18 protein-coding genes are annotated in these 19,702 nt (G+C 68.4%); 12 read left to right on the top strand and 6 right to left on the bottom strand.

What is annotated here, in order from left to right; all coding sequences use genetic code 11:
• The first annotated feature begins 24 nt into the window (after window positions 1-24).
• The 6 genes from NUW50_RS18715 (at window position 25) to NUW50_RS18740 (ending at window position 5,756) form a co-directional block, all read left to right on the top strand.
• Window positions 25-1,422: an aminotransferase class III-fold pyridoxal phosphate-dependent enzyme gene (locus NUW50_RS18715; protein ID WP_258290700.1), complete on the top strand. Its 1,398-nt coding sequence runs from the start codon at window positions 25-27 to the stop codon at window positions 1,420-1,422.
• Window positions 1,422-2,381, top strand: a complete 960-nt coding sequence (gene speB / locus NUW50_RS18720; RefSeq protein ID WP_258290701.1) for an agmatinase — start codon at window positions 1,422-1,424, stop codon at window positions 2,379-2,381. Before NUW50_RS18715 ends, speB begins: the two co-directional genes overlap by 1 nt.
• A 5-nt stretch (window positions 2,382-2,386) precedes the next feature.
• Window positions 2,387-2,773: a DUF1499 domain-containing protein gene (locus tag NUW50_RS18725; RefSeq protein ID WP_258290702.1), complete on the top strand. Its 387-nt coding sequence runs from the start codon at window positions 2,387-2,389 to the stop codon at window positions 2,771-2,773.
• 130 nt (window positions 2,774-2,903) lie between these two features.
• Entirely contained in the window at window positions 2,904-3,953 is a 1,050-nt protein-coding gene (gene prfA / locus NUW50_RS18730) for a peptide chain release factor 1 (RefSeq protein WP_258290703.1), read from the top strand.
• On the top strand, window positions 3,950-4,786 hold the full coding sequence (gene prmC / locus NUW50_RS18735; RefSeq protein ID WP_258290704.1) for a peptide chain release factor N(5)-glutamine methyltransferase: 837 nt from the start codon (window positions 3,950-3,952) through the stop codon (window positions 4,784-4,786). The genes prfA and prmC overlap by 4 nt, the downstream gene beginning before the upstream one ends.
• Before the next feature lie 202 nt (window positions 4,787-4,988).
• Window positions 4,989-5,756, top strand: coding sequence for a DUF4167 domain-containing protein (locus NUW50_RS18740; protein WP_258290705.1), 768 nt, complete (start codon window positions 4,989-4,991; stop codon window positions 5,754-5,756).
• A 12-nt stretch (window positions 5,757-5,768) separates the two neighbouring features.
• Here the strand turns inward: NUW50_RS18740 and rsmA are convergent, their stop codons facing one another.
• From rsmA to lptF, 6 genes are all read right to left on the bottom strand, one after another.
• The gene (gene rsmA / locus NUW50_RS18745; RefSeq protein WP_258290706.1) at window positions 5,769-6,608 is read right to left on the bottom strand and encodes a 16S rRNA (adenine(1518)-N(6)/adenine(1519)-N(6))-dimethyltransferase RsmA; all 840 of its coding nucleotides are present in this window, start codon (window positions 6,606-6,608) and stop codon (window positions 5,769-5,771) included.
• A complete protein-coding gene (pdxA, locus tag NUW50_RS18750; RefSeq protein WP_258290707.1) occupies window positions 6,598-7,584 on the bottom strand; it encodes a 4-hydroxythreonine-4-phosphate dehydrogenase PdxA in 987 nt (328 codons plus the stop codon). Before pdxA ends, rsmA begins: the two co-directional genes overlap by 11 nt.
• Window positions 7,581-8,810 carry a peptidylprolyl isomerase gene (locus NUW50_RS18755; RefSeq protein ID WP_258290708.1) on the bottom strand — a complete coding sequence of 410 codons (1,230 nt, stop codon included), beginning with the start codon at window positions 8,808-8,810 and terminating at the stop codon, window positions 7,581-7,583. The genes pdxA and NUW50_RS18755 overlap by 4 nt, the downstream gene beginning before the upstream one ends.
• 125 nt (window positions 8,811-8,935) lie before the next feature.
• Entirely contained in the window at window positions 8,936-11,080 is a 2,145-nt protein-coding gene (locus NUW50_RS18760) for an LPS-assembly protein LptD (protein ID WP_258290709.1), read from the bottom strand.
• Window positions 11,080-12,180, bottom strand: a complete 1,101-nt coding sequence (gene lptG, locus NUW50_RS18765) for an LPS export ABC transporter permease LptG (RefSeq protein WP_258290710.1) — start codon at window positions 12,178-12,180, stop codon at window positions 11,080-11,082. Before lptG ends, NUW50_RS18760 begins: the two co-directional genes overlap by 1 nt.
• Entirely contained in the window at window positions 12,177-13,322 is a 1,146-nt protein-coding gene (lptF, locus tag NUW50_RS18770) for an LPS export ABC transporter permease LptF (RefSeq protein WP_258290711.1), read from the bottom strand. Before lptF ends, lptG begins: the two co-directional genes overlap by 4 nt.
• 129 nt (window positions 13,323-13,451) lie before the next feature.
• On the opposite strand from lptF, the gene NUW50_RS18775 reads away from it, so the two are divergent.
• From NUW50_RS18775 to NUW50_RS18800, 6 genes are all read left to right on the top strand, one after another.
• Entirely contained in the window at window positions 13,452-14,945 is a 1,494-nt protein-coding gene (locus NUW50_RS18775) for a leucyl aminopeptidase (protein WP_258290712.1), read from the top strand.
• Between the two features lie 5 nt (window positions 14,946-14,950).
• The gene (locus NUW50_RS18780; protein WP_258290713.1) at window positions 14,951-15,415 is read left to right on the top strand and encodes a DNA polymerase III subunit chi; all 465 of its coding nucleotides are present in this window, start codon (window positions 14,951-14,953) and stop codon (window positions 15,413-15,415) included.
• Window positions 15,416-15,478: 63 nt separating this feature from the next.
• Entirely contained in the window at window positions 15,479-16,090 is a 612-nt protein-coding gene (ccmA, locus tag NUW50_RS18785; RefSeq protein ID WP_258290714.1) for a heme ABC exporter ATP-binding protein CcmA, read from the top strand.
• A complete protein-coding gene (ccmB, locus tag NUW50_RS18790) occupies window positions 16,087-16,743 on the top strand; it encodes a heme exporter protein CcmB (protein ID WP_258290715.1) in 657 nt (218 codons plus the stop codon). Before ccmA ends, ccmB begins: the two co-directional genes overlap by 4 nt.
• A gap of 59 nt (window positions 16,744-16,802) precedes the next feature.
• A complete protein-coding gene (locus tag NUW50_RS18795) occupies window positions 16,803-18,323 on the top strand; it encodes a UxaA family hydrolase (RefSeq protein ID WP_258290716.1) in 1,521 nt (506 codons plus the stop codon).
• Window positions 18,320-19,465: a fumarylacetoacetate hydrolase family protein gene (locus NUW50_RS18800; protein ID WP_258290717.1), complete on the top strand. Its 1,146-nt coding sequence runs from the start codon at window positions 18,320-18,322 to the stop codon at window positions 19,463-19,465. Before NUW50_RS18795 ends, NUW50_RS18800 begins: the two co-directional genes overlap by 4 nt.
• The last annotated feature ends 237 nt before the right edge of the window (window positions 19,466-19,702 follow it).

A 19,702-nucleotide genomic window follows, 5' to 3' on the forward strand; every position in this document is an offset into this window, starting at 1 on the left:
CCCGGGGCCGGGCCAGATATGGCGATGCATACAATCCTCAATACGACCGACGAATTGGTCGGACTCGACCAGGCGCATGTCCTGCATCCGTTTCACCACCTGGGACAGGACAGGCAGCATCCCGAGCCGCCGCTGATCCTGATCCGGGGCGAGGGTGCCCGGGTCTGGGACAGCCGCGGCCGCGACTATTTCGACGCGGTTGGCGGGCTCTGGTGCACCAATATCGGGCTCGGCCGCAGGGAGATGGCCCGGGTGATCGCCGAGCAGGCCGAGAAACTGGCCTTTGCCTCGACCTTCGGCGCCATGAACAACGAGCCTTCGATCCGCCTTGCCGCCAGGGTCGCCGAACTGGCCCCGGGCGATCTCAACCAGGTCCATTTCACCACCGGGGGATCGACCGCCACCGATACCGCCTTCCGCATGGTCGCCTATGCACAGAGCTGCATGGGGTTTCCGGAGAAGCGCCATGTGATCTCGCGCAGCCACAGCTATCACGGAGGCACCTATGCGGCGATGTCGCTGGGGCGGCGGCGCGGCGACCAGCCGGCGGAATTCGCCTATGAATCCGAGACCATCCACCATGTCTCGGCGCCCTACCAATACCGCCCGCCCGAAGGCGTGGCGCCGGAGGCGCTGACCGACCATCTGGTCGCGGAATTCGAAGAGACGATCGCCCGGATCGGCCCCGGGAAGGTCGGCGGCTTCTTTGCCGAGCCGATCCAGGCTTCGGGCGGCATCCTGGTGCCGCCGCCGGACTATTTCCCCCGCATGGCCGAGGTCTGCCGGCGCCACGGCATCCTCTTCGTGGCCGACGAGGTGGTCACCGCCTGGGGCAGGGTGGGGCACTGGTTCGCCAGCGACGGGCTCTATGGCGTCACCCCCGACATCATCTGCACCGCCAAGGGGCTGTCCTCGGCCTATCAGCCGATCGGCGCGGTGATCTTTTCGGACCGGATCATGGCGGCGATGCAGTCGGGGGAGCGCTGGTTCACCTCGGGCTTCACCTATGCCGGGCATCCGGTGGCCTGCGCGGCGGCGCTGAAGAACATCGAGATCCTCGAGGACGAGGGGCTGCTGGCCAATGCGGCGCGGGTCGGGGCGCATCTTGGCCGGCGCCTGGCCGAATTGCGCCAGTTGCCTCTGGTCGGCGATACCCGCGGCGAGGGGCTGATGTGGTGTCTCGAAGCCGTGGCCGACAAGGCCAGCCGCCGCCCGCTGCCCGATGCGGCGCAGGTCTCGATCCGGATTTCGAAGGCCACCGAGGCGCGCGGTCTGCTGGTCCGGCCGCTGGGCCCGCTGGTCATCCTGTCGCCGGCGCTGATACTGACGCTGGACGAGGCCGACTTCATCGTGGATACGCTGGCCGAGGTGATCCCGTTGGTGGCGGATACGCTGGTCCACGATGGCTATGAGGTGAGTTGATGGCACTGGAAGATGCAAGGACCCAGGTCGATCTGGCCTTTACCCGCGAGGACCGGCGCGGGCTGGCCTTCGAGAACGCCTTCGGCGGCGCCACCTCCTTCCTGCGGCGGCGTTATTCCAAGGACCTGACCGGGGCCGCCCTGGCGGTCACCGGGATTCCCTTCGATCAGGCGGTGACGCATCGACCCGGCACCCGTTTCGGCCCGCGCGCGATTCGCGAGGCCTCGGCCCTGCAGCCCTTCGATCCGCCCTATGGCTGGGACTTCGACCCGTTGGGCGAATTCGACATCGTCGATTACGGGGATCTGGCCTTCGATTATGCCCGGGTCTCGGAATTTCCCGATGCGCTGACCGCGCATATCCGCGGCATCCTCGATGCCGGGGCGGCCAGCCTGGTGCTGGGCGGCGACCATTACATCAGCTTTCCGGTGCTCAAGGCCCATGCCGAAAAATACGGCCCCCTGGGGCTGATCCAGTTCGACGCCCATTCCGACACCTGGGTCGATGACGATTTCTCGCGGATCGACCACGGAACGATGTTCTACAAGGCGGTGAAATCCGGGATTGTCGATCCGGCCCGTTCGGTGCAGATCGGCATCCGCACCGTGAATCCCGACACGATGGGCGTCACCACGATCGACGCGCCGACCTGCCACGCCAGGGGGCCGGACTGGGTGGCGCAGGAGATCAAGCGGGTGGTCGGCGATCGCCATGCCTATCTGACCTTCGACATCGACGCGCTCGACCCGGCCTTCGCGCCCGGCACCGGCACCCCGGTCTGGGGCGGGCTGGCGAGCTGGCAGGCGGCGGCGATGCTGCAGGGGATCAGGGGCGTCAACCTGACCGGCGGTGACGTGGTCGAGGTCTCGCCACCCTATGACACCAGCGGCGCCACCGCGATTGCCGGTGCGCATGTGGCGATGGAGATCCTGTCGCTGATCCTCTGGACCCGGCGCTGAAACGGGTGGGGGTCGCCGCGCTGCTGCTGCTCGCCCTGCTGCTGGGCGTGCAGCTCTATGTCCGGCTGGCACCGCTGCCGAGCCGCACCGAGGCCGATGACCTCTCGCCGCGGAACAGTTTCGCCGCGGTCCTGACCCCGGCCGATCCGGGTGCCGAGATGGCGCGGCTCGATGCCCGCATCCGCGCCACGCCGCGCACCAGGGTCCTGGCCGGTTCGCCGGCCGAGGGCCGGGTCAGCTATGTCACCCGCAGCCTGCTCTGGGGCTTTCCCGACATCACCGATCTCTGGCTGGAGGGCGCGGCCCTGCATCTTCGCGGCCATGCGGTCTACGGGCGCAGCGACCTCGGCGTGAACCGCAGGCGGATCGAAACCTGGCTGGCTGGCCCCTAGACGCCCCCGTTCATCTTTGGGTCGGAAATACTCCGGGGGGGCCGGGGGGCAGCGCCCCCCGCCCTGGCTTTCCCCGCAGCAGGCCGCGGCTCCCCTTGACCACTTGGAAGACATCGGGCAGGCAGCGGCCATGGTTCCTTTGGACAAACTCGACCAGATCACCCAGCGTTTCGAATATCTCGAGGCGCAGCTCGGCACCGGCGGCGGCGATATCGCGGCCCTGGGCCGGGAATATGCCGAACTGCGTCCGGTGGTGGCCGAGATCGCCGGTTACCGCAGCCTGCTGGACGAGATCGCGGGGGCCGAGGCGATGCTGAGCGACCCCGAGATGAAGGAGCTGGCGGAGGTCGAGCTGGAAGAGCTGCGGCAGCGCCTGCCCGAGGTCGAGGACCGGCTGCGGATCGCGCTGCTGCCCAAGGATGCCGCCGACGCGCGGCCGGCGATCCTGGAAATCCGCCCCGGCACCGGCGGCGACGAAGCCGCGCTCTTCGCCGGCGATCTGCTGCGGATGTATCAGCGCTATGCCGAATCCAAGGGCTGGCGCTTCGAGGTGCTGGATCTGACCGAGAGCGACCTTGGCGGGATCAAGGAGGCTACGGTCAACATCCAGGGCGACGGGGTCTTTGCCCGGCTGAAATACGAAAGCGGCGTGCATCGGGTGCAGCGTGTCCCGGAAACCGAGGCGCAGGGCCGTATCCATACCTCGGCGGCGACGGTGGCGGTGCTGCCCGAGGCCGAGGAGGTCGATATCGACATCCCGGCCAGCGACATCAGGATCGACACGATGCGGGCCTCGGGCGCCGGCGGCCAGCACGTCAACACCACCGACTCGGCGGTGCGGATCACCCATATTCCGACCGGGATCGTCGTCACCTCCTCCGAGAAATCCCAGCACCAGAACCGCGCCAATGCGATGGCGGTGCTTCGGGCGCGGCTCTACGATCAGCAGCGGCAGGCGCTGGACGACGCACGATCCGCGGAACGCCGGTCCCAGGTCGGATCGGGCGACCGGTCCGAGCGGATCCGGACCTACAACTTTCCGCAGGGCCGGCTGACCGACCACCGGATCGGGCTGACGCTCTATGCGCTCGACCGGATCATCGGCGGCGATCTGGACGAGGTCATCGACGCGCTGATCCAGCACGATCAGGCGGCGCGGCTGGCCGAGATCGAGGCGTGACGGCAGCGGTCACGGCGGCCGAGGCGCTGCGGACCGCGACCCTTGCCCTGCGCGAGGCCGGGATCGAGGAGGCCCCCCGCGACGCCCGGCGCCTGCTGGCACATGCGCTGGACATCCCGCCGGACCGGGTGACGCTGATCCTGCCCGAGCCGATGACCGACGCGGCGACCTATCAGGCGTTGATCGCCCGGCGGATCGCCCGCGAACCGGTGTCGAAGATCATCGGACGACGCGACTTCTACGGCCGCGCATTCCGGGTGACGCCCGAGGTGCTGGACCCGCGGCCCGAGACCGAGCTGCTGGTCGATCTGGCGCTGGAGGGGACGTTTTCCGATGTTCTCGACCTTGGCACCGGCAGCGGCTGCCTGCTCCTGAGCCTGCTGGCCGAGCGGCCCGGGGCGACGGGGCAGGGGGTCGATGTCTCCGCCCCGGCGCTGGCGGTGGCGCGGGCCAATGCCGATGATCTGGGCCTTGCAGGGCGCGCCACGTTCCTGCAGGGCGACTGGTTCGCGCCGGTCACCGGCCGGTTCGAGCTGATCGTCTCGAACCCACCCTATATCGCGGCGTCGGAAATGCCGGAACTGGCCCCCGAAGTGCGCGACTGGGACCCGGCGCTGGCGCTGACGGACCAGGGCGACGGGCTGGGCGCCTATCGGGCGATCCTGGCCGGCGCGGCGGCGCATCTGGTGCCCGGGGGGCGCCTGATCGTCGAGATCGGCTGGCAGCAGGGCGCCGAAGTCGCCGGGCTGTTCCGCGCCGCGGGACTGCAGGATGTGGCGGTCAAGACCGATCTTGCGGGCCGCGACCGGGCGGTCATTGGGCGGAATCGGTGACAGATCCCCGGATTCTCGCGAAAAACGGGCGGGTTCCGACGCTTGGGGCTTGTCTTCACGGCAGGCCCATGTATAGCGTTTCTTCATCGCCGGGGGCGCATGATTGCAGCCCCGCGATACAGCCACCCGCCTTGAGCCACTCTCACGCGACGTATTTGCCGCACCCGAGGCTCAGGCAGCGCAGTAATCGGATCAAGGTTGCATGAGATCATCCAAGTCACGTTCGCGTTCTAAGCAGAACCGTAGCCGCTCGGTCGGCAATGTCATCAACCGTGTGTTCGATTCGTCGGGTCCGGAAGGCAAAGTGCGCGGCACGCCGCAGCAGATCATCGACAAGTACAATCAGCTTGCCCGCGACGCGCAATTGTCGAACGACCGGGTGGCGGCCGAGAATTTCCAGCAGCATTCCGAGCATTACACAAGGATGCTCAGCGAAGCCATGCGCGAGATGGAAGCGCAGCGCCAGGCGAACCAGAACGAGTCCGGCAATCAGGGCGGCGGCCAGAACAACCAGCAGAACGGCAACGGCGGCGGCAACCAGCAGGGTGGCGGCCAGAACCGGAACGACCGGAACCGCGACGATCAGGGCCGCAACGACCGCAATCGGGATGACCAGAACCGCTCCGAGCGCAGCCGCGACGACAATGCGCGTGGCGAGCGGAACGAGCAGCCGAAGCTGCGCGAAGACCGCGACGACCGTCCGGCGCGCGACGACCGGAAGCGCCGCGACGATCTGGTCGAGCAGCCCGCGGTCGAGCCGGAACTCCCGGCCTTCCTGACCCAGTCGGCCCCGGCGCCGGCACGGGCCGAAGGCCAGGTGGATTCCCTTGCGGTCGATGACGGCCCGGCGGCCGAGACCGACAGCGGACTGGTGGAAACCCCGGAAAGCGCAGCCCCGACGGCCAAGCCGAAGCCGAAGACCACCCGGGCCCGCAAGCCCAAGGCGAAGCCGCCCGAAGCCGCCGAATAGGCGTCCCGGCCCTCAGCCCGCCGCCAGACGGCGGGCGAGGGCGCAAAACCCTTCCAGCCCGATTTCCTCGGCCCGCGCGGTCGGGGCGATGCCGACCTCGGCCAGGATCGCCTCGATCTGCGGATGCAGCCCGCGCAGGGCGGCGCGCAGCATCTTGCGACGCTGGTTGAAGGCCGCCGCCACCACCCTGTTCAGCACCGCCGGATCGGCCGGATAACGCGGCTCGGGCAGGGCCGCGAGATGCACCACGGCCGAATGCACCTTGGGCGCCGGGGTAAAGACCTCGGGCGGCAGATCCATGACGATCTTCGGCTCGGCCCGCCACTGAGCCAGCAGCGCCAGGCGGCCATAGGCCTTCGATCCCGGTTTCGCCACGATCCTCTCGGCCACTTCGCGCTGGAACATCAGGGTGAGGCTGTCCCAGAAGGGCGGCCAGACCTTCGGCGTCAGCCAGCGCACCAGCAGCTCGGTCCCGACATTGTAGGGCAGGTTGGCGGCGACCTTGATCGGCGGGGTCAGATGGGCCAGCGGATCGATCTCGAGCGCGTCGCCCTCGATCACCTGCAGCCGCCCCGGATAGGCCGCCGCGATCTCGGCCAGGGCCGGAAGGCAGCGGGCGTCCTTCTCGATCGCCAGCACCTTTCGCGCGCCCTCGGCCAGCAGGCCCCGGGTCAGCCCGCCCGGCCCGGGACCGATCTCCAGCACATCCGATCCGGCGAGATCCCCGGCCAGCCGGGCGATCCTGGCGGTCAGGTTGAGGTCGAGCAGGAAGTTCTGGCCCATGCTCTTCCTGGCGCTGAGACCATGGCTGGCGATCACCTCGCGCAGCGGCGGCAGGCCGTCAATCTGCATGCGCCACCCCGTGCCGCCGCGCCGCCATCCGCGCCGCCATACGCAATGCCGCGATCAGCGAGTCGGCCCGCGCCGCCCCGGTTCCGGCGATGTCGAAGGCGGTGCCGTGATCGGGTGAGGTGCGGATGAAGGGCAGGCCCAGGGTGACATTCACGCCTTCGTCGAAGGCCAGTGTCTTGATCGGGATCAGCGCCTGGTCGTGATACATGCAGACAGCCGCGTCATAGCCGGCCCGGGCCCGGGCGTGGAACATCGTGTCGGCGGGATGCGGGCCGCTCAGCGCCATGCCTTCGGCCTGAAGCCGGGCGATCACCGGGGCGATCAGGTCACGGTCCTCGCAGCCCATGGTGCCGCTCTCGCCGGCATGCGGGTTCAGCCCGGCCACGGCGATCCGCGGCGTCGCCAGCCCGAAATCCTTGCGCAGCGCCGCATCGGTGATCCGGAGCGTTTCCTCCAGCAGCTCCACCGTCAGCAGGCGCGGAACCTCGGAGATCGCGACATGGATGGTCACCGGCACGACCTTCAGCGCGTCGGAGGCCAGCATCATCACCACCCGGTCAACCCCGGCCAGATCGGCCAGAAACTCGGTATGTCCTGGAAAGGCGAATCCGGCACCGGACTTCAGCGCCGCCTTGTTGATCGGATTGGTGACCACCGCGCCGGCCTCTCCGGCCTGCACGAGCGCGACGGCACGAGCGATGACCGAGATCACCTCGGCGGCATTCTCGGGCGCCGGCCGGCCCGGAACGGCAGGTTTCGGGAAATCGTGGCGCAGCAGCGGCAGACGCCCGGCCGGAACCGTTGCGGCCTCGCTGGGTGCCGCGATTTCCTGCACCGATCCCTGCGGAAAATGGCCCGGATCGCCGATCACGAAGAAGGGCAGCGCCCGGCCCAGTTCGGCCCGGGCCTTCACCGCGATCTCGGGGCCGACCCCGGCGGGTTCGCCGCAGGTCAGCGCCAGCGGTGGCACGCTCATGGCTTGCGGATGATCGCGTCGGCTCGCAGCTCTTCCAGATAGCCCTTGGCCAGGCTCTGCACGCGCTGGTCCAGCAGCCGCTTGCGGATGTCCTCGCGGCTCACGTCTTCGGGCAGCGGCACCTGGCGCGAGCAGAGCATCAGCAGCGCAAGATTGCCGCCCCGGGTCAGCGCGTCCGAGAATTCGCCGGGGTCGAGCTTGGCCAGTTCCAGCGCGATGTCGGCCGGCACTTCCGACATCTCGGCGGTCGTCACTTCCAGCGCCTCGGGCGTGCCGCGCTTGCGGTTGGCCTCGTAGAGATCGTTGCAGGTGTCGGCATTGGCCTTCAGCTTGGCGGCCTCGGCCAGTGCGGCAGGGCTGCGGCCACCGGGAATCTGATACAGCGCATATTCCACCGTCAGCGGGCTGGGCGGCGGGGCGATCCCGTCCTCGACGGCGCGCAGCTGGAACAGGGCGATGCCGTTGGGGATCGGCAGCGGCTTCGAGACCTGGCCGGGCGCCAGCGCCAGCAGGACCTGCGCCAGTCCGGGCTGCATGTTGGCAACCTCGACCCAGTCGAGCCGTCCGCCCCGGGCCCGGCTGGGCGAGGCCGAAAAGGCCCGCGCGGCGCGGCTGAATTGCTCGGGCGTTGTATATTGCGAGATTTCGGCGGCCCGACGCTGGGCCGTTGCCTTGGCGGCGGGCGTATTGGCCGGCAGGATGATCTCGGAGAACAGAAGCCGCACCGCGGTCGGGCGCGGAGCCGAAGCCGACAACGCCTGATCGATATCCGCATCGGTGACGGTGACCCGCCCGGCAAAGCGGGTGCGCACCACCTCGCGCCACAACAGCCCGGCGCTGACGAAATCGCGGAAGGTCTGTTCCTCGACCCCGCCCTCGGCCAAGGCCTTGATGAAGGTCTCGCGATCGAGATTTGCCCGCGCGGCGAATTCGTCCTCCCCGGCGGCGATCTGCTCCTCGGTCAGCACCAGCCCCTGAGACTCGGCGGCACCCAGTTGCAGGCGCTCCTCGATCAGTTGCTCCATCGCCGCCTCACGCGGGTCGCCCGGTGCGTTCAGCAGCGAAAAGAACTTGGCCCTTTGCTGGACCTCGTATTCGGTGATGACCCGGTCGTTGATCTGCATCACCGGCGCAAACAGGTTCTGCGCGGCGGCGACATGCGGTTGCAGGAACATGAGCCCGGCGACCAATGCGGCGGTAAGGCGGGAGGTGGAAAAGATGTTCACGTCGAAAGCGTCCGTTCTGCTCTGGCTCGTTTCTTGGTCTTTTTCGCGCTCGGGTCGTTCAGGTCCGTCCTGGTCCAGTCTGCGGCCTCGCGGCGGCGCATTCAAGCCACGGCCCCGGCGTCAACCTAGCGTGCGCAGGAGCCGCGGTCGATACGCCCGTCGTTGCCGAACCCGTTCAGTGCCACTTTCAGGCCCACGTCGGTGGTCGGCTCCACACTAGTCGAGGAGGTGAAGCGACGCGAGAGGGAAAGATCCAACGTCACACATTCGTTGCTGTAAGCCAGGCCGAGGCTGGCCGAGGCGGCGCGATCGACCTCGGCATCATAGCGGATGCCGAACTGGCCGGTCCAGTTCCGTCCCAGCTTGTAGGAGCCGTCCAGCGTGACTTCGTTCGTCTGGCTGTCCAGGCCAATATCGGGATCGGCGATCAGCCAGATGTAGCTCGCGCCCAGGTTCAGTTTCGTGTCGGAATAGGTCAGCCGGGTTTCCGATTTCGTGACCGAGAGACTGTCATCCAGCAGGGTGCGGCTGCTCAGCCCGAGGCGCGAGCCGATGCCAAGCCGGAACCCGAGCAGCCAGTCCGAGGAACTTCCGTCGAGCCCGCTGGAGGCGGTGAAGCCCGAATCCGCCTGGCTCCGGAACACCCGTCCCACCGTGGCCCCCATCGACCAGCCCTGGGGGGCGAAATGGGACCATTTCAGCCCGACCGCCGCGCGCAGGCCGGTCTCCTGCCCATCGTGACCCGGATAGCGGTTCAGCGAAAGCAGGTTGCCTTCGTCGAATTCCACCAGGGCGCTGTCCTCGTTGGGCGGCAAGGTCCCGTAGCTCTTTGACCAGGCAACCTGCGCCAGCGGCTCCAGCACCGAGGTCGCGCCACCGGCGGTGGTGCGCGCCAGGGGCCAGCGCAGGGTCAAGCCCAGGGCCGGCGTGACCAGAGAGAACCGTCCGGGGTAGGTACTGTCCTGGCTGACGGAATAGGCATCGGCGGTCAGGCGGCCCTCGAACTCGGCCTCGATCCCGGGCCCGAAGATTTCGCTTCGCCGCCATCCGGCCTGAAAGCCCAGCCGGACCACGTCGCGGCCGTCGATATCGACGTCCGAGGTCCGCTGGTGGCCCTGCAGGGTCAGGGCGAAGCTCCCTTCGCCCCCCGCCAGACCGGGGAACCGCTTTTCCCAGGTCGCGCTGCCAAGGAAATAGGGAAGCGTGTCCTCGATCGGGATCTCGCTGTCGCGCAGGGTGCGGAAGTTGATCAGGCGGCCGACGATTCGCTCGTTGCGCCGAATCCGGTCGGCGCGGAGGAACGAGGTCAGCCGGTCGGCATCCGAATAGCCGTAGTCCAGCAGGTAGTCCGTCTCGGTCGTCAATTCCACCGCGAAGCTCAGGCGGAAATCGCGGGGCAGGTCGAAACGGCCCTGGCCGAAGAGGTATCCGCGGGTCAGGTCTGGCAGCAGGGTGTCGCGGCTCAGCGCGCCCTCGAATTCGATCCGGCCGCGGCGGAACGCCTGCCGATAGCGCATTTCGAGCGTCCGGGTCTGGGCCGAGACATAGGGCGTGAAGGTCAGGTCCCGGCTGTCGCCCAGGGCGATGAAATAGGGCACCTTCAGTCCCGTGCCCAGAAGGCTGGTGCTGCGCAGGTCGGGAATCAGGAAGCCGGTCGCACGTTTCAGGGTCGGATCGGGCAGGCGCAGACGCGGCAGCCAGAGCACCGGCAGATCGAGAACCCGGAAGGTGGCATCGTCGAAATAGAGCTGCCGGGCTTCCTGGTCATGGACCACGCGGCGGGCCCGGATCGACCAGAGAGGCACCGGATTGTCGGCACAGACCTGGCAGGAGGAGGCGACGGTCTTGGACAGTTCGGTATAGCGGCCCTCGACCCGGCGGACCTGCGCGGCGGCCAGTTGCAGCTTCTGGTCCAGCACCAGACGGGCCGAGCTCAGGATGCCGTTGCGAAGATCCGCGTCCAGTTCGGCGGCATCGGCCAGGATCAGGACGCTGTCGCCCTCGACCAGAGTGATCGGCCCCTCGATCACCAGCTTGCCCGTCGCCCGGTCGAAGCTGATCCTGCTCGCCCGCATCCGGGCACTGCCATAGATCACCTCCACCGAACCCTCGGCCACCAGCCGTGCCGCCCCCTCGACCCGGACCCGGTCGGCGATCAGCGCCGCCGGCCCCTGCTCGGTCTCGACCGAGGCGCCGCCCTGCGCCATGGCCGGGGCCGCGAGGCCCAGGCTCAACGCCAGATACAGCGAGATGGCCGCCAGACACCGCATCAGCCGTCTTCCAGATGCAAGAGCAGGCCCAGCGACAGCAGAACCGCGGCCACCGGAGGCGACCAGGCCGCCAGTTCCACCGGGATCTGGCCCCGGTCGCCAAGAACCTGCGCGAAGTTGCGGATGAAATACACGCCGAAGCCCATCATCAATGCCAGCAGCACCATGACACCCGAATGCCCGAAACGCACATGTCGCATGGTGAACCCGGCGCCGACCATGACCATGGCGGCCAGAAGCACCGGCAGGCTCAGCTCCATCTGGAACCAGACCCGGTGGCTGCGCGCCGAAAAGCCCGAATCTTCCAGTTGCCGGATGAACCGGGGCAGGTCCCAGATCGGGATTGATGAGGGGGTGCCGAAACTGTCGCGGATCCGGTCCACGGTGAGATCCGATTCCAGCACCATCTTGTCGGTGCGCACCGCCTCGCGCTCGGGATTGGCGATGCTGTCGTCGAATCGCCACTCCTTGACGCCGGTCAGTTGCCAGGCGCCATCGGCCAGATGCGCCCGGTCGGCCTCGATTCGATAGGCCGGGCTGCCATCGGGGTCGAAGCCCAGAAAGGTGACCGACTTCAACTCGGTGCCGTCGAGGCTGGAATCGGAGGCGCGGATCACGGTCTGGCCGTCGGCGCCGCCCTGACGCAGCCACAGCGCGCCCTGGCTCAGCGACAGGACCGAGGCAGTCTGCGGATTGAACCTGTTGGCCAGCACCTCGTATTGCTTCGAGGTCGCCGCCACGATCGGGTTCAGCCCGGCCACCGCCAGGACGCCCAGAATCGCCGCCACCGCCACCGGCGCGGTCAGCGACCACAGCGCCGAACGGCCCGCCGCACGGCTGATCACCAGTTCCGAAGTCCGTGCCAGGTTGAGAAACAGGATCACCGAGGCGAGGATGGTGATCAGTGGCAATATCCGGGCCAGCCCGGCCGGCAGGTTCAGCAAGGTCAGCCGCAGCACCTCCACGAAGCCGATATCGGCCATGTCGAAGCTGCGGATCTGTTCGAGCATGTCGATCAGCCCCAGCATGGCGGCGAAGGTCAGGAAGGTGCCGAGAAACACCGTCAGGAATCGCCGGGCAAAATAGAGATGCAGCGTCACGACAGCGCCTCACCATGCTCCACGGCGGCGCGTCCGCGGCGGGTGAACAGCGCCGGCCGCGCCGCGACCCACAGCGACACCGTGGACATCGCCAGCCCGGCCAGGCTGGCCACATAGGCCAGCGGCCAGAGATCGCCATCGCGCCGCACCAGCCCGGCCATGGCATTGTCGAGCGATTTCAGCACGATCAGGGCGAAGATGGCGCCCAGGATCTGGCGCCAGAGGCCAAAGCGCGAAAAGCCCCCGACCAGCAATGCCGAGAATCCGGTCAGCGCCGCCACCAGCGCCAGCAGGGCCTGGCTGATCCGGCCGTGCCCCTCGTAGCGCAGCTGCCCGGCGGTGGCGCCGGTCTCGTCGATCGCCGCCTGGTCGGGGAACAGCAGCGTCAAGGTCGGCATCTCGCGGGCCGAGCGCCGGGTCGAGGGTGTGGATTTGATCAGGGCGCCGATATCATAGGAAAAATCGGTGAACCGGGTGATCGCCAGGCTTTCGTCATGCAGCCGCAGGGTCTGGGCCATGCCGTCGAACATGACCAGCTTCGGCCCGGTGTCCGAACGCACCAGCAGCGCCCGCTTGGCGGTATAGGTGGTGCGCTGGCTGTCCGAGGTGGCATCCGACAGGAAGATGTCGCGCAGTTCGCCCTCGCGGGTGATCTCGCGGATGTAGAAGGTGATCCCGTCCGCCGGGTGCAGGAACTGGCCTTCGGTCAGCAGCCGGGCGGTGACGTTCTGGTTGATCTCCGACTGCCTCGCGTTGAAGGCCCGGATCGAGGCCGGCACCAGGAAATGGGTCAGGACCGAGATCAGCGCCGCCACGATCAGCCCGAAGACCACCACCGGCCGTGCCAGCCGCCAGGGGCTGTAGCCGGTGGCCTGCACCACCACCAGTTCGCTGTCCGAGGCCAGCCGGTTGCTGACATAGACCGTGGCCGCGAATGCCGCCATCGGCAGCACGATGCGGATCACGTTGGGCAGGCTCAGCGCGGTGAATTCCAGGAACACGATCGCGGTCTGGCCGTTGGCGATCAGCTGGTCGAACAGCGCCACCGCCCGGTTGACCCAGTAGATCGAGACCAGGATCAGCGAGAAGAAGCCGAACAGAACCATGAACTGGCCCAGCAGATAGCGGTCGAATCTGGGCAATGGCTCCTCCGGACAGTCGTTGGGCGCAGCTTATCCGCTCCGGCGCGGCGCGAAAACTGGTATCTGGCCAAGACAGGGACCCTGTCGTAGGTCTTGGAGCGAACGGCGGATCACCGCTTGGAGGATAGAATGACCGACCTGATCGCATTGGACCTTTTGCCGGCCGAGGCCGAAACCCTTCTGAAAGCGCCGGGGCGGCTGGCGTTGATCGCCGAGGCCGGCGAGACGCTGTCGCCGCTGCAACGGCGCCTGGACCGGGCGATGCGGGGCGGGCTGAAACGGGCGGTGGCCAGCGAGGTCTTCGGCAAGCTGAAACCGGGCGAGGCGATGACGCTGTCCTTCCCGCCGGGAATCGAGGCCGAGGCGGTGATCCTGGCGCGGCTGCCGAAGCGGGCCGGGGTCGAGGCGTCGCGCAAGGCCGGGGCCGCCATCGCCAAGGCAGCCTCGGGCAAGGCGCTGACCCTGCTGGCGGGCAACCGCCGTGATGCGGCGGACCTGGCGCTTGGCGTGATGCTGCGCAGCTATGCCTTCACCGCCCACAAGACCGCCGAGGAGGATCCGCCCGAGGGCGTCCGGATGCTGGTCTCGAACCCCGAAGCGCTGGCCGCGCCGGTCGAACGGGCCCGGGCTCTGGCGGCCGGCGTGTTCTGGACCCGCGACCTCGTCAACGAACCGGCCAATGTGCTGACCACCACCGAATTCGCCTCGCGGCTGGAGGAACTGACCGCGCTCGGCGTCGAGGTCGAGGTGCTGGACGAGCCGGCGCTGGAGAAACTGGGGATGCGGACGCTGCTGTCGGTCGGGCAGGGCTCGGAGACCCCGACCAGGGTCGTGGTCATGCAGTGGAAAGGCGCCGAAGGGGCGCCCTTCGCGCTGGTCGGCAAGGGCGTCGTCTTCGATACCGGCGGGATTTCCCTGAAACCCGCCGGCGGGATGGAAGACATGACCATGGACATGGGCGGCGCCGGCACCGTGGCCGGCACCATGAAGGCCCTGGCCCTGCGCAAGGCCAAGGCGCATGTCGTCGGCCTGGTCGGCCTGGTCGAGAACATGCCCGACGGGCGGGCCACGCGGCCCGGCGACGTGGTGCGCTCGATGAAGGGCGACACGGTCGAGATCATCAACACCGATGCCGAGGGACGGCTGGTCCTGGCCGATGTCCTTTGGTACGCGCAGGAGCGGTTCAAGCCGGTCGGCATGGTCAACCTTGCCACCCTGACCGGCGCGATCATCGTCGGGCTCGGGCATGAGTTCGCTGGCGTTTTCTCCAACAATGACAAGTTCGTAGGAGACTTTCTTAAAGCTGCGAATGCCGAGGCCGAAGGCGCCTGGCGGATGCCTCTGTCGCCGGCGCTGGACAAGCAGCTCAAGTCGAATATCGCCGATATGAAGAATGTCGGCGGGCGGCCCGGCGGCTCGATCACCGCGGCGATGTTCCTGAACCGCTTCGTCAAGCCGGAAGTGCCCTGGATCCATCTCGACATCGCCGGGGTCGCCTCGGTCAAGAACGGCACCGACCTGGCGCCCAAGGGGGCAACCGGCTGGGGCGTGCTGGCGCTGAACCGTCTGATCGAGACCGGCTACGAGCCGCGGCCCGAGGGCAAGACCGGGAAGCGGGGCTAGCCGCCGTGGGCGAGGCCTGGTTCTACCATCTGACCGACAGCCCGGTGGAGGTGACCCTGCCGATGCTGCTGGAAAAGTCGCTGGAGCGCGGCCAGCGGGTGGTGGTGCGGGGCCGCGACAAGGCGCGGCTCGACTGGCTGGACGAACGGCTCTGGCTGGGGGCGCGGGACGCTTTCCTGCCGCATGGGCGCGACGGCGGACCGCATGATGCCGACCAGCCGGTGCTGCTGACCTGCGGCCGCGAGCGGGCCAACGGAGCGGCCTTCCTGATGGCGGTCGACGGTGCCGAGGTCGGGGTCGAGGATCTGGAGCAGGTTGAACGCGCCTGTGTTCTCTTCGACGGCAACGATCCGGAGGCGGTCGAGGTGGCGCGGGGCCAGTGGCGGCTGCTGACCGGGGCCGGGGCCCGGGCCTTCTACTGGGCCGAGAGCGGCGGCCGCTGGCAGAAGAAGGCCGAGAGTGGCGGCTAGAAGGGCGGCGCCGGGGGCTGTCTGCCCCCGGACCCCCGAGAGTATTTGGAAGGCAAAGATCGGATGAACGCGCTGCTGGAGGCCGAGGAACTGAGCGTCGGGCGCGGCGGCGTGACCCTGTTGCAGGGGCTGTCCTTTGCCGTGGCGCAGGGCGAGGCGTTGGTGCTGCGCGGGCCGAACGGCTGCGGCAAGACCACGCTGATCCGGGCGCTGGCCGGGTTGCAGCCGGTGCTGGCCGGCGAGTTGCGCGGGGCCGAGGCGGTCTATGCCGGGCATCTCGACGGGATCAAGGCGCAGCTGACGGTGGCCGAGAACCTGCAGTTCTGGGCCCGGGTGATGGGCGGCGGCGGCATCGACGCGGCGCTGGCGGCCTTCGACCTCGGGGCCCTGGCCGACCGCCCGGCGCGCAACCTCTCGGCCGGGCAGAAGCGACGGCTGGGCCTGGCACGGCTGCTTCTGGCGGGGCGGCCGCTCTGGCTGCTCGACGAACCGACGGTGTCCCTGGACAGCGCCTCGGTCGGCGCCTTTGCCGGGGTGGTCGAGAGCCATCTGGCGGGCGGCGGCGCGGCGGTGATCGCCACCCATGTCGATCTGGGATTGTCGGGCCGCGATCTCGACCTGCGCCCGTTCCGCGCCCTGACCCAGGCCGCGGACGCTTTCGGAGACGGCTGGTGATCGCGCTCATCCTCCGCGACCTGCGTCTGGCGGTGCGGGCCGGCGGCGGTTTCGGCCTCGGCCTGGCCTTCTATCTGATCGTCGCGGTGCTGGTGCCCCTGGGGGTCGGCCCCGAGGTGCAGGTGCTGGGACTGATCGCGCCCGGCGTGCTCTGGGTCGGGGCGCTGCTGTCGGCGCTGTTGTCGCTCGACCGGATGTTCGCGCTGGACTGGGAGGACGGCACGCTGGATCTTCTGGCGACCTCGCCGCTGCCGCTGGAATCGGTGGCGCTGGCCAAGATGCTGGCGCATTGGCTGGTCACCGGCCTGCCGCTGATCGCGGTGGCGCCGGTGCTGGGGCTGCTGCTGAACCTGGCGCCCGAGGGCTATCTCTGGCTGCTGGTGTCGCTGGCGCTCGGCACCCCGGCGCTGAGCGCCATCGGGGCCTTCGGGGCGGCGCTGACCGTCGGGCTGAAGCGCGGCGGGCTGCTGATGTCGCTGCTGGTCCTGCCAATGTATGTGCCCACCCTGGTCTTCGGTGCCCTGGCGGTGATCCGCGGTGCCGCCGGGCAGGCGGTGAGCACCCCGCTGGCGCTGCTGGCGGCGATCAGCCTTGGCGCCCTGGCGCTGCTGCCCTTCGCCGCGGGGCTGGCTTTGCGGCTGAACCTGCGCTGATCCCTCTTTTCGTCCTACCAGAGCCCGCCTATGCTGCCACCGCAGCCGAGGAGGACCACATGCCTGCGCCGATCATACTGTCACCGGGCGATTCCGTCGCCATCGTCACCGAACGCGCGAAAGCGGGAGAGCAACCGCTGGGCAGCGGGGTGGCGCTGGCCGGGCCGGTCTCTCCGGGGCACAAGCTGGCGCGGGTGGCGCTGGCCAAGGGCGACGCGGTGACCAAGTTCGGCCAGATCATCGGCTATGCGACCGAGGACATCCCGATCGGCGCCCATGTCCATACCCACAACTGCGCCTTCGGCGCGCATGAGCAGGATTACCAGATCGGGGTCGATCTGGAGGCGGCGCGGGCGGCGATTCCGCAGATGGCGCCGCGCAGCTTCCAGGGCTACCGCCGCCAGGGCCAGGTCGGCACCCGCAACATGATCGCGCTGATCTCCACGGTGAACTGCTCGGCCACGGTGATCCGCCGCGCCGCCGACGAGATCATGCTCTCGGGGATGCTGAAGGACTACCCTAATGTCGATGGCGTGGTCGCCTTCACCCATGGCACCGGCTGCGCCATGGATGTCGCCTCGCCGGGCTTCGGCAATCTGCAGCGGGTGCTCTGGGGCCATGCCACCCATCCCAACATCGGCGCCGCGATCTTTGTCGGGCTGGGCTGCGAGATGATGCAGATCGCCCGGATGAAGCAGATGTTCGACGAGACCGGCTCGGACCGGTTCCACGGGCTGACGATCCAGGAGACCGGCGGCACCACCCGGACCATCGCCCGGATCATCGACTCGGTGAAGGAGCTGCTGCCCGAGGTGAACCGGGCGCGGCGCGAGACCGTGGATGCCTCGGAGTTGAAGGTCGCCCTGCAATGCGGTGGATCGGATGGATTTTCCGGGATCACCGCCAACCCGGCCCTGGGCGTCGCCACCGATATGCTGGTCGGTCTGGGCGGCACCGGGGTGCTGGCCGAGACGCCCGAGATCTACGGTGCCGAACAGCTCTTGCTGCGCCGTGCCGCCAGCCCCGCCGTGGCCGAGAAGCTGATCGAGCGGATCCGCTGGTGGGAGGATTACACGCGCATCCATGGCAGTTCGATGGACAACAACCCCTCGCCGGGCAACAAGGCCGGCGGGTTGACGACGATCCTGGAGAAATCGCTGGGCGCCGCGGCCAAGGGCGGATCGACCCCGCTGACCCAGGTGCTCGACTACGGGGCCAAGGTCACCGAGAAGGGCTTCGTCTTCATGGATTCGCCGGGTTACGACCCGGCCTCGGTCACCGGCCAGATCGCCGGCGGCTGCCAGCTGGTGGTCTTCACCACCGGGCGCGGTTCGGCCTTCGGCTCGAAACCGGCGCCGACGATCAAGCTGGCGACAAACGACCGGCTCTATCAGGCGATGCCCGACGACATGGACATCAACTGTGGCGACGTGGTCAGCCAGGGTGTGAGCCTGCAGGCGAAAGGCACTGAAATCCTGGAGAAAATCCTGGCCGTGGCCTCCGGAGAACACAGCAAGTCCGAGGTGCTGAACCTCGGCGACAACGAATTCGTCCCCTGGCAGATCGGAGCGGTGATGTGACCTGGCTGAACGAGGAAGAACGGCGCGGAAGCTGGGTCGGGCGGGTCTGGCGGCCCGGCATCGGCCCTTCGGTGGTGACGATCCGGGGCGGCGAGGTGGTGGACATCACCGGCCCGCACGCGCCCACGGTGCGCGATGTCTGCGAATTGCCGGAACCGGAGGACTGGGTGCGCTCGGCGCCGGGCGAAGTGATCGGCACGCTGGACGAGATCGCGGCGGCCGAGCCCGGCAATCCCGAGGCGGTGCATTTCCTGGCGCCCTGCGACCTGCAGGCGGTGAAGGCCTGCGGCGTGACCTTCGCGCGGTCGATGGTCGAGCGGGTGATCGAGGAGAAGGCCGGCGGCAATCCCAAGCGCGCCGAGGCGATCCGCGAGCGGGTCGGGATCATCATCGGCGACTCGCTGCGCAACATCACCCCCGGCTCGCCCGAGGCCCAGGTGGTCAAGAAGGCGCTGATCGAGGAGGGACTGTGGAGCCAGTATCTCGAGGTCGGGATCGGTCCCGATGCCGAGATCTTCTCGAAGGCCCAGGTGCTGAGCGCCGTCGGGCCGGGGGCCGAGGTCGGGTTGCATCCGATTTCGAACTGGAACAACCCGGAACCGGAAGTGGTGCTGGCCGTGGCTTCGACCGGGCGCATCGTCGGTGCCTGCCTGGGCAATGACGTCAATCTGCGCGATGTCGAGGGCCGTTCGGCGCTGCTGCTCTCGAAGGCCAAGGACAACAACGCCAGCGCCTCGCTGGGCCCGCTGATCCGGCTGTTCGACAGCGGTTACACGCTGGACGACGTGCGCCGGGCCGAGCTGACCCTGACCCTGACCGGCGAGGACGGGTTCGAGATGACCGGCCACAGCTCGATGTCCGAGATCAGCCGCGACCCCGAGGATCTGGCCCGGCAATGCTGCGGACGGCATCACCAGTATCCGGACGGATTCATGCTCTATCTCGGCACCCTGTTCGCACCGACCGAGGATCGCGATGTCGAGGGCGAGGGCTTCACCCACAAGCTCGGCGATCTGGTGCGGATCGAAAGCCCCGGGCTGGGGCAGCTGGTCAACACGGTGCGGCTCTCGACCGAATGCCGGGAATGGACCTTCGGGATCCGGGCGCTGATGGAAAACCTGGCCGGCCGCGGGCTTCTGTAGCGCGGGGCGGGCAGCCGCGGGGGTTTTCCACCCCCGCACCCCGGAGGATATTTCCGAGGTAAAGCCGGAAGGGATTTCTTAACCCTGCCGCGCCAATCTGGATCGGCGGTACAGGCGGGGACGCCGATGACCGCAGGTGAAGCGGCACCCTGTCCGGTCTCGGGCAGGGTGTTTCCGGCTTTACCTTGCAAATATCCCGGGGGGCGGCCGCAGGCCGGGGGTGCAGAGCCCCCCTGC

The sequence above is a fragment of the Frigidibacter sp. ROC022 genome (assembly GCF_024723735.1).
GTDB lineage: Bacteria > Pseudomonadota > Alphaproteobacteria > Rhodobacterales > Rhodobacteraceae > SLM-1.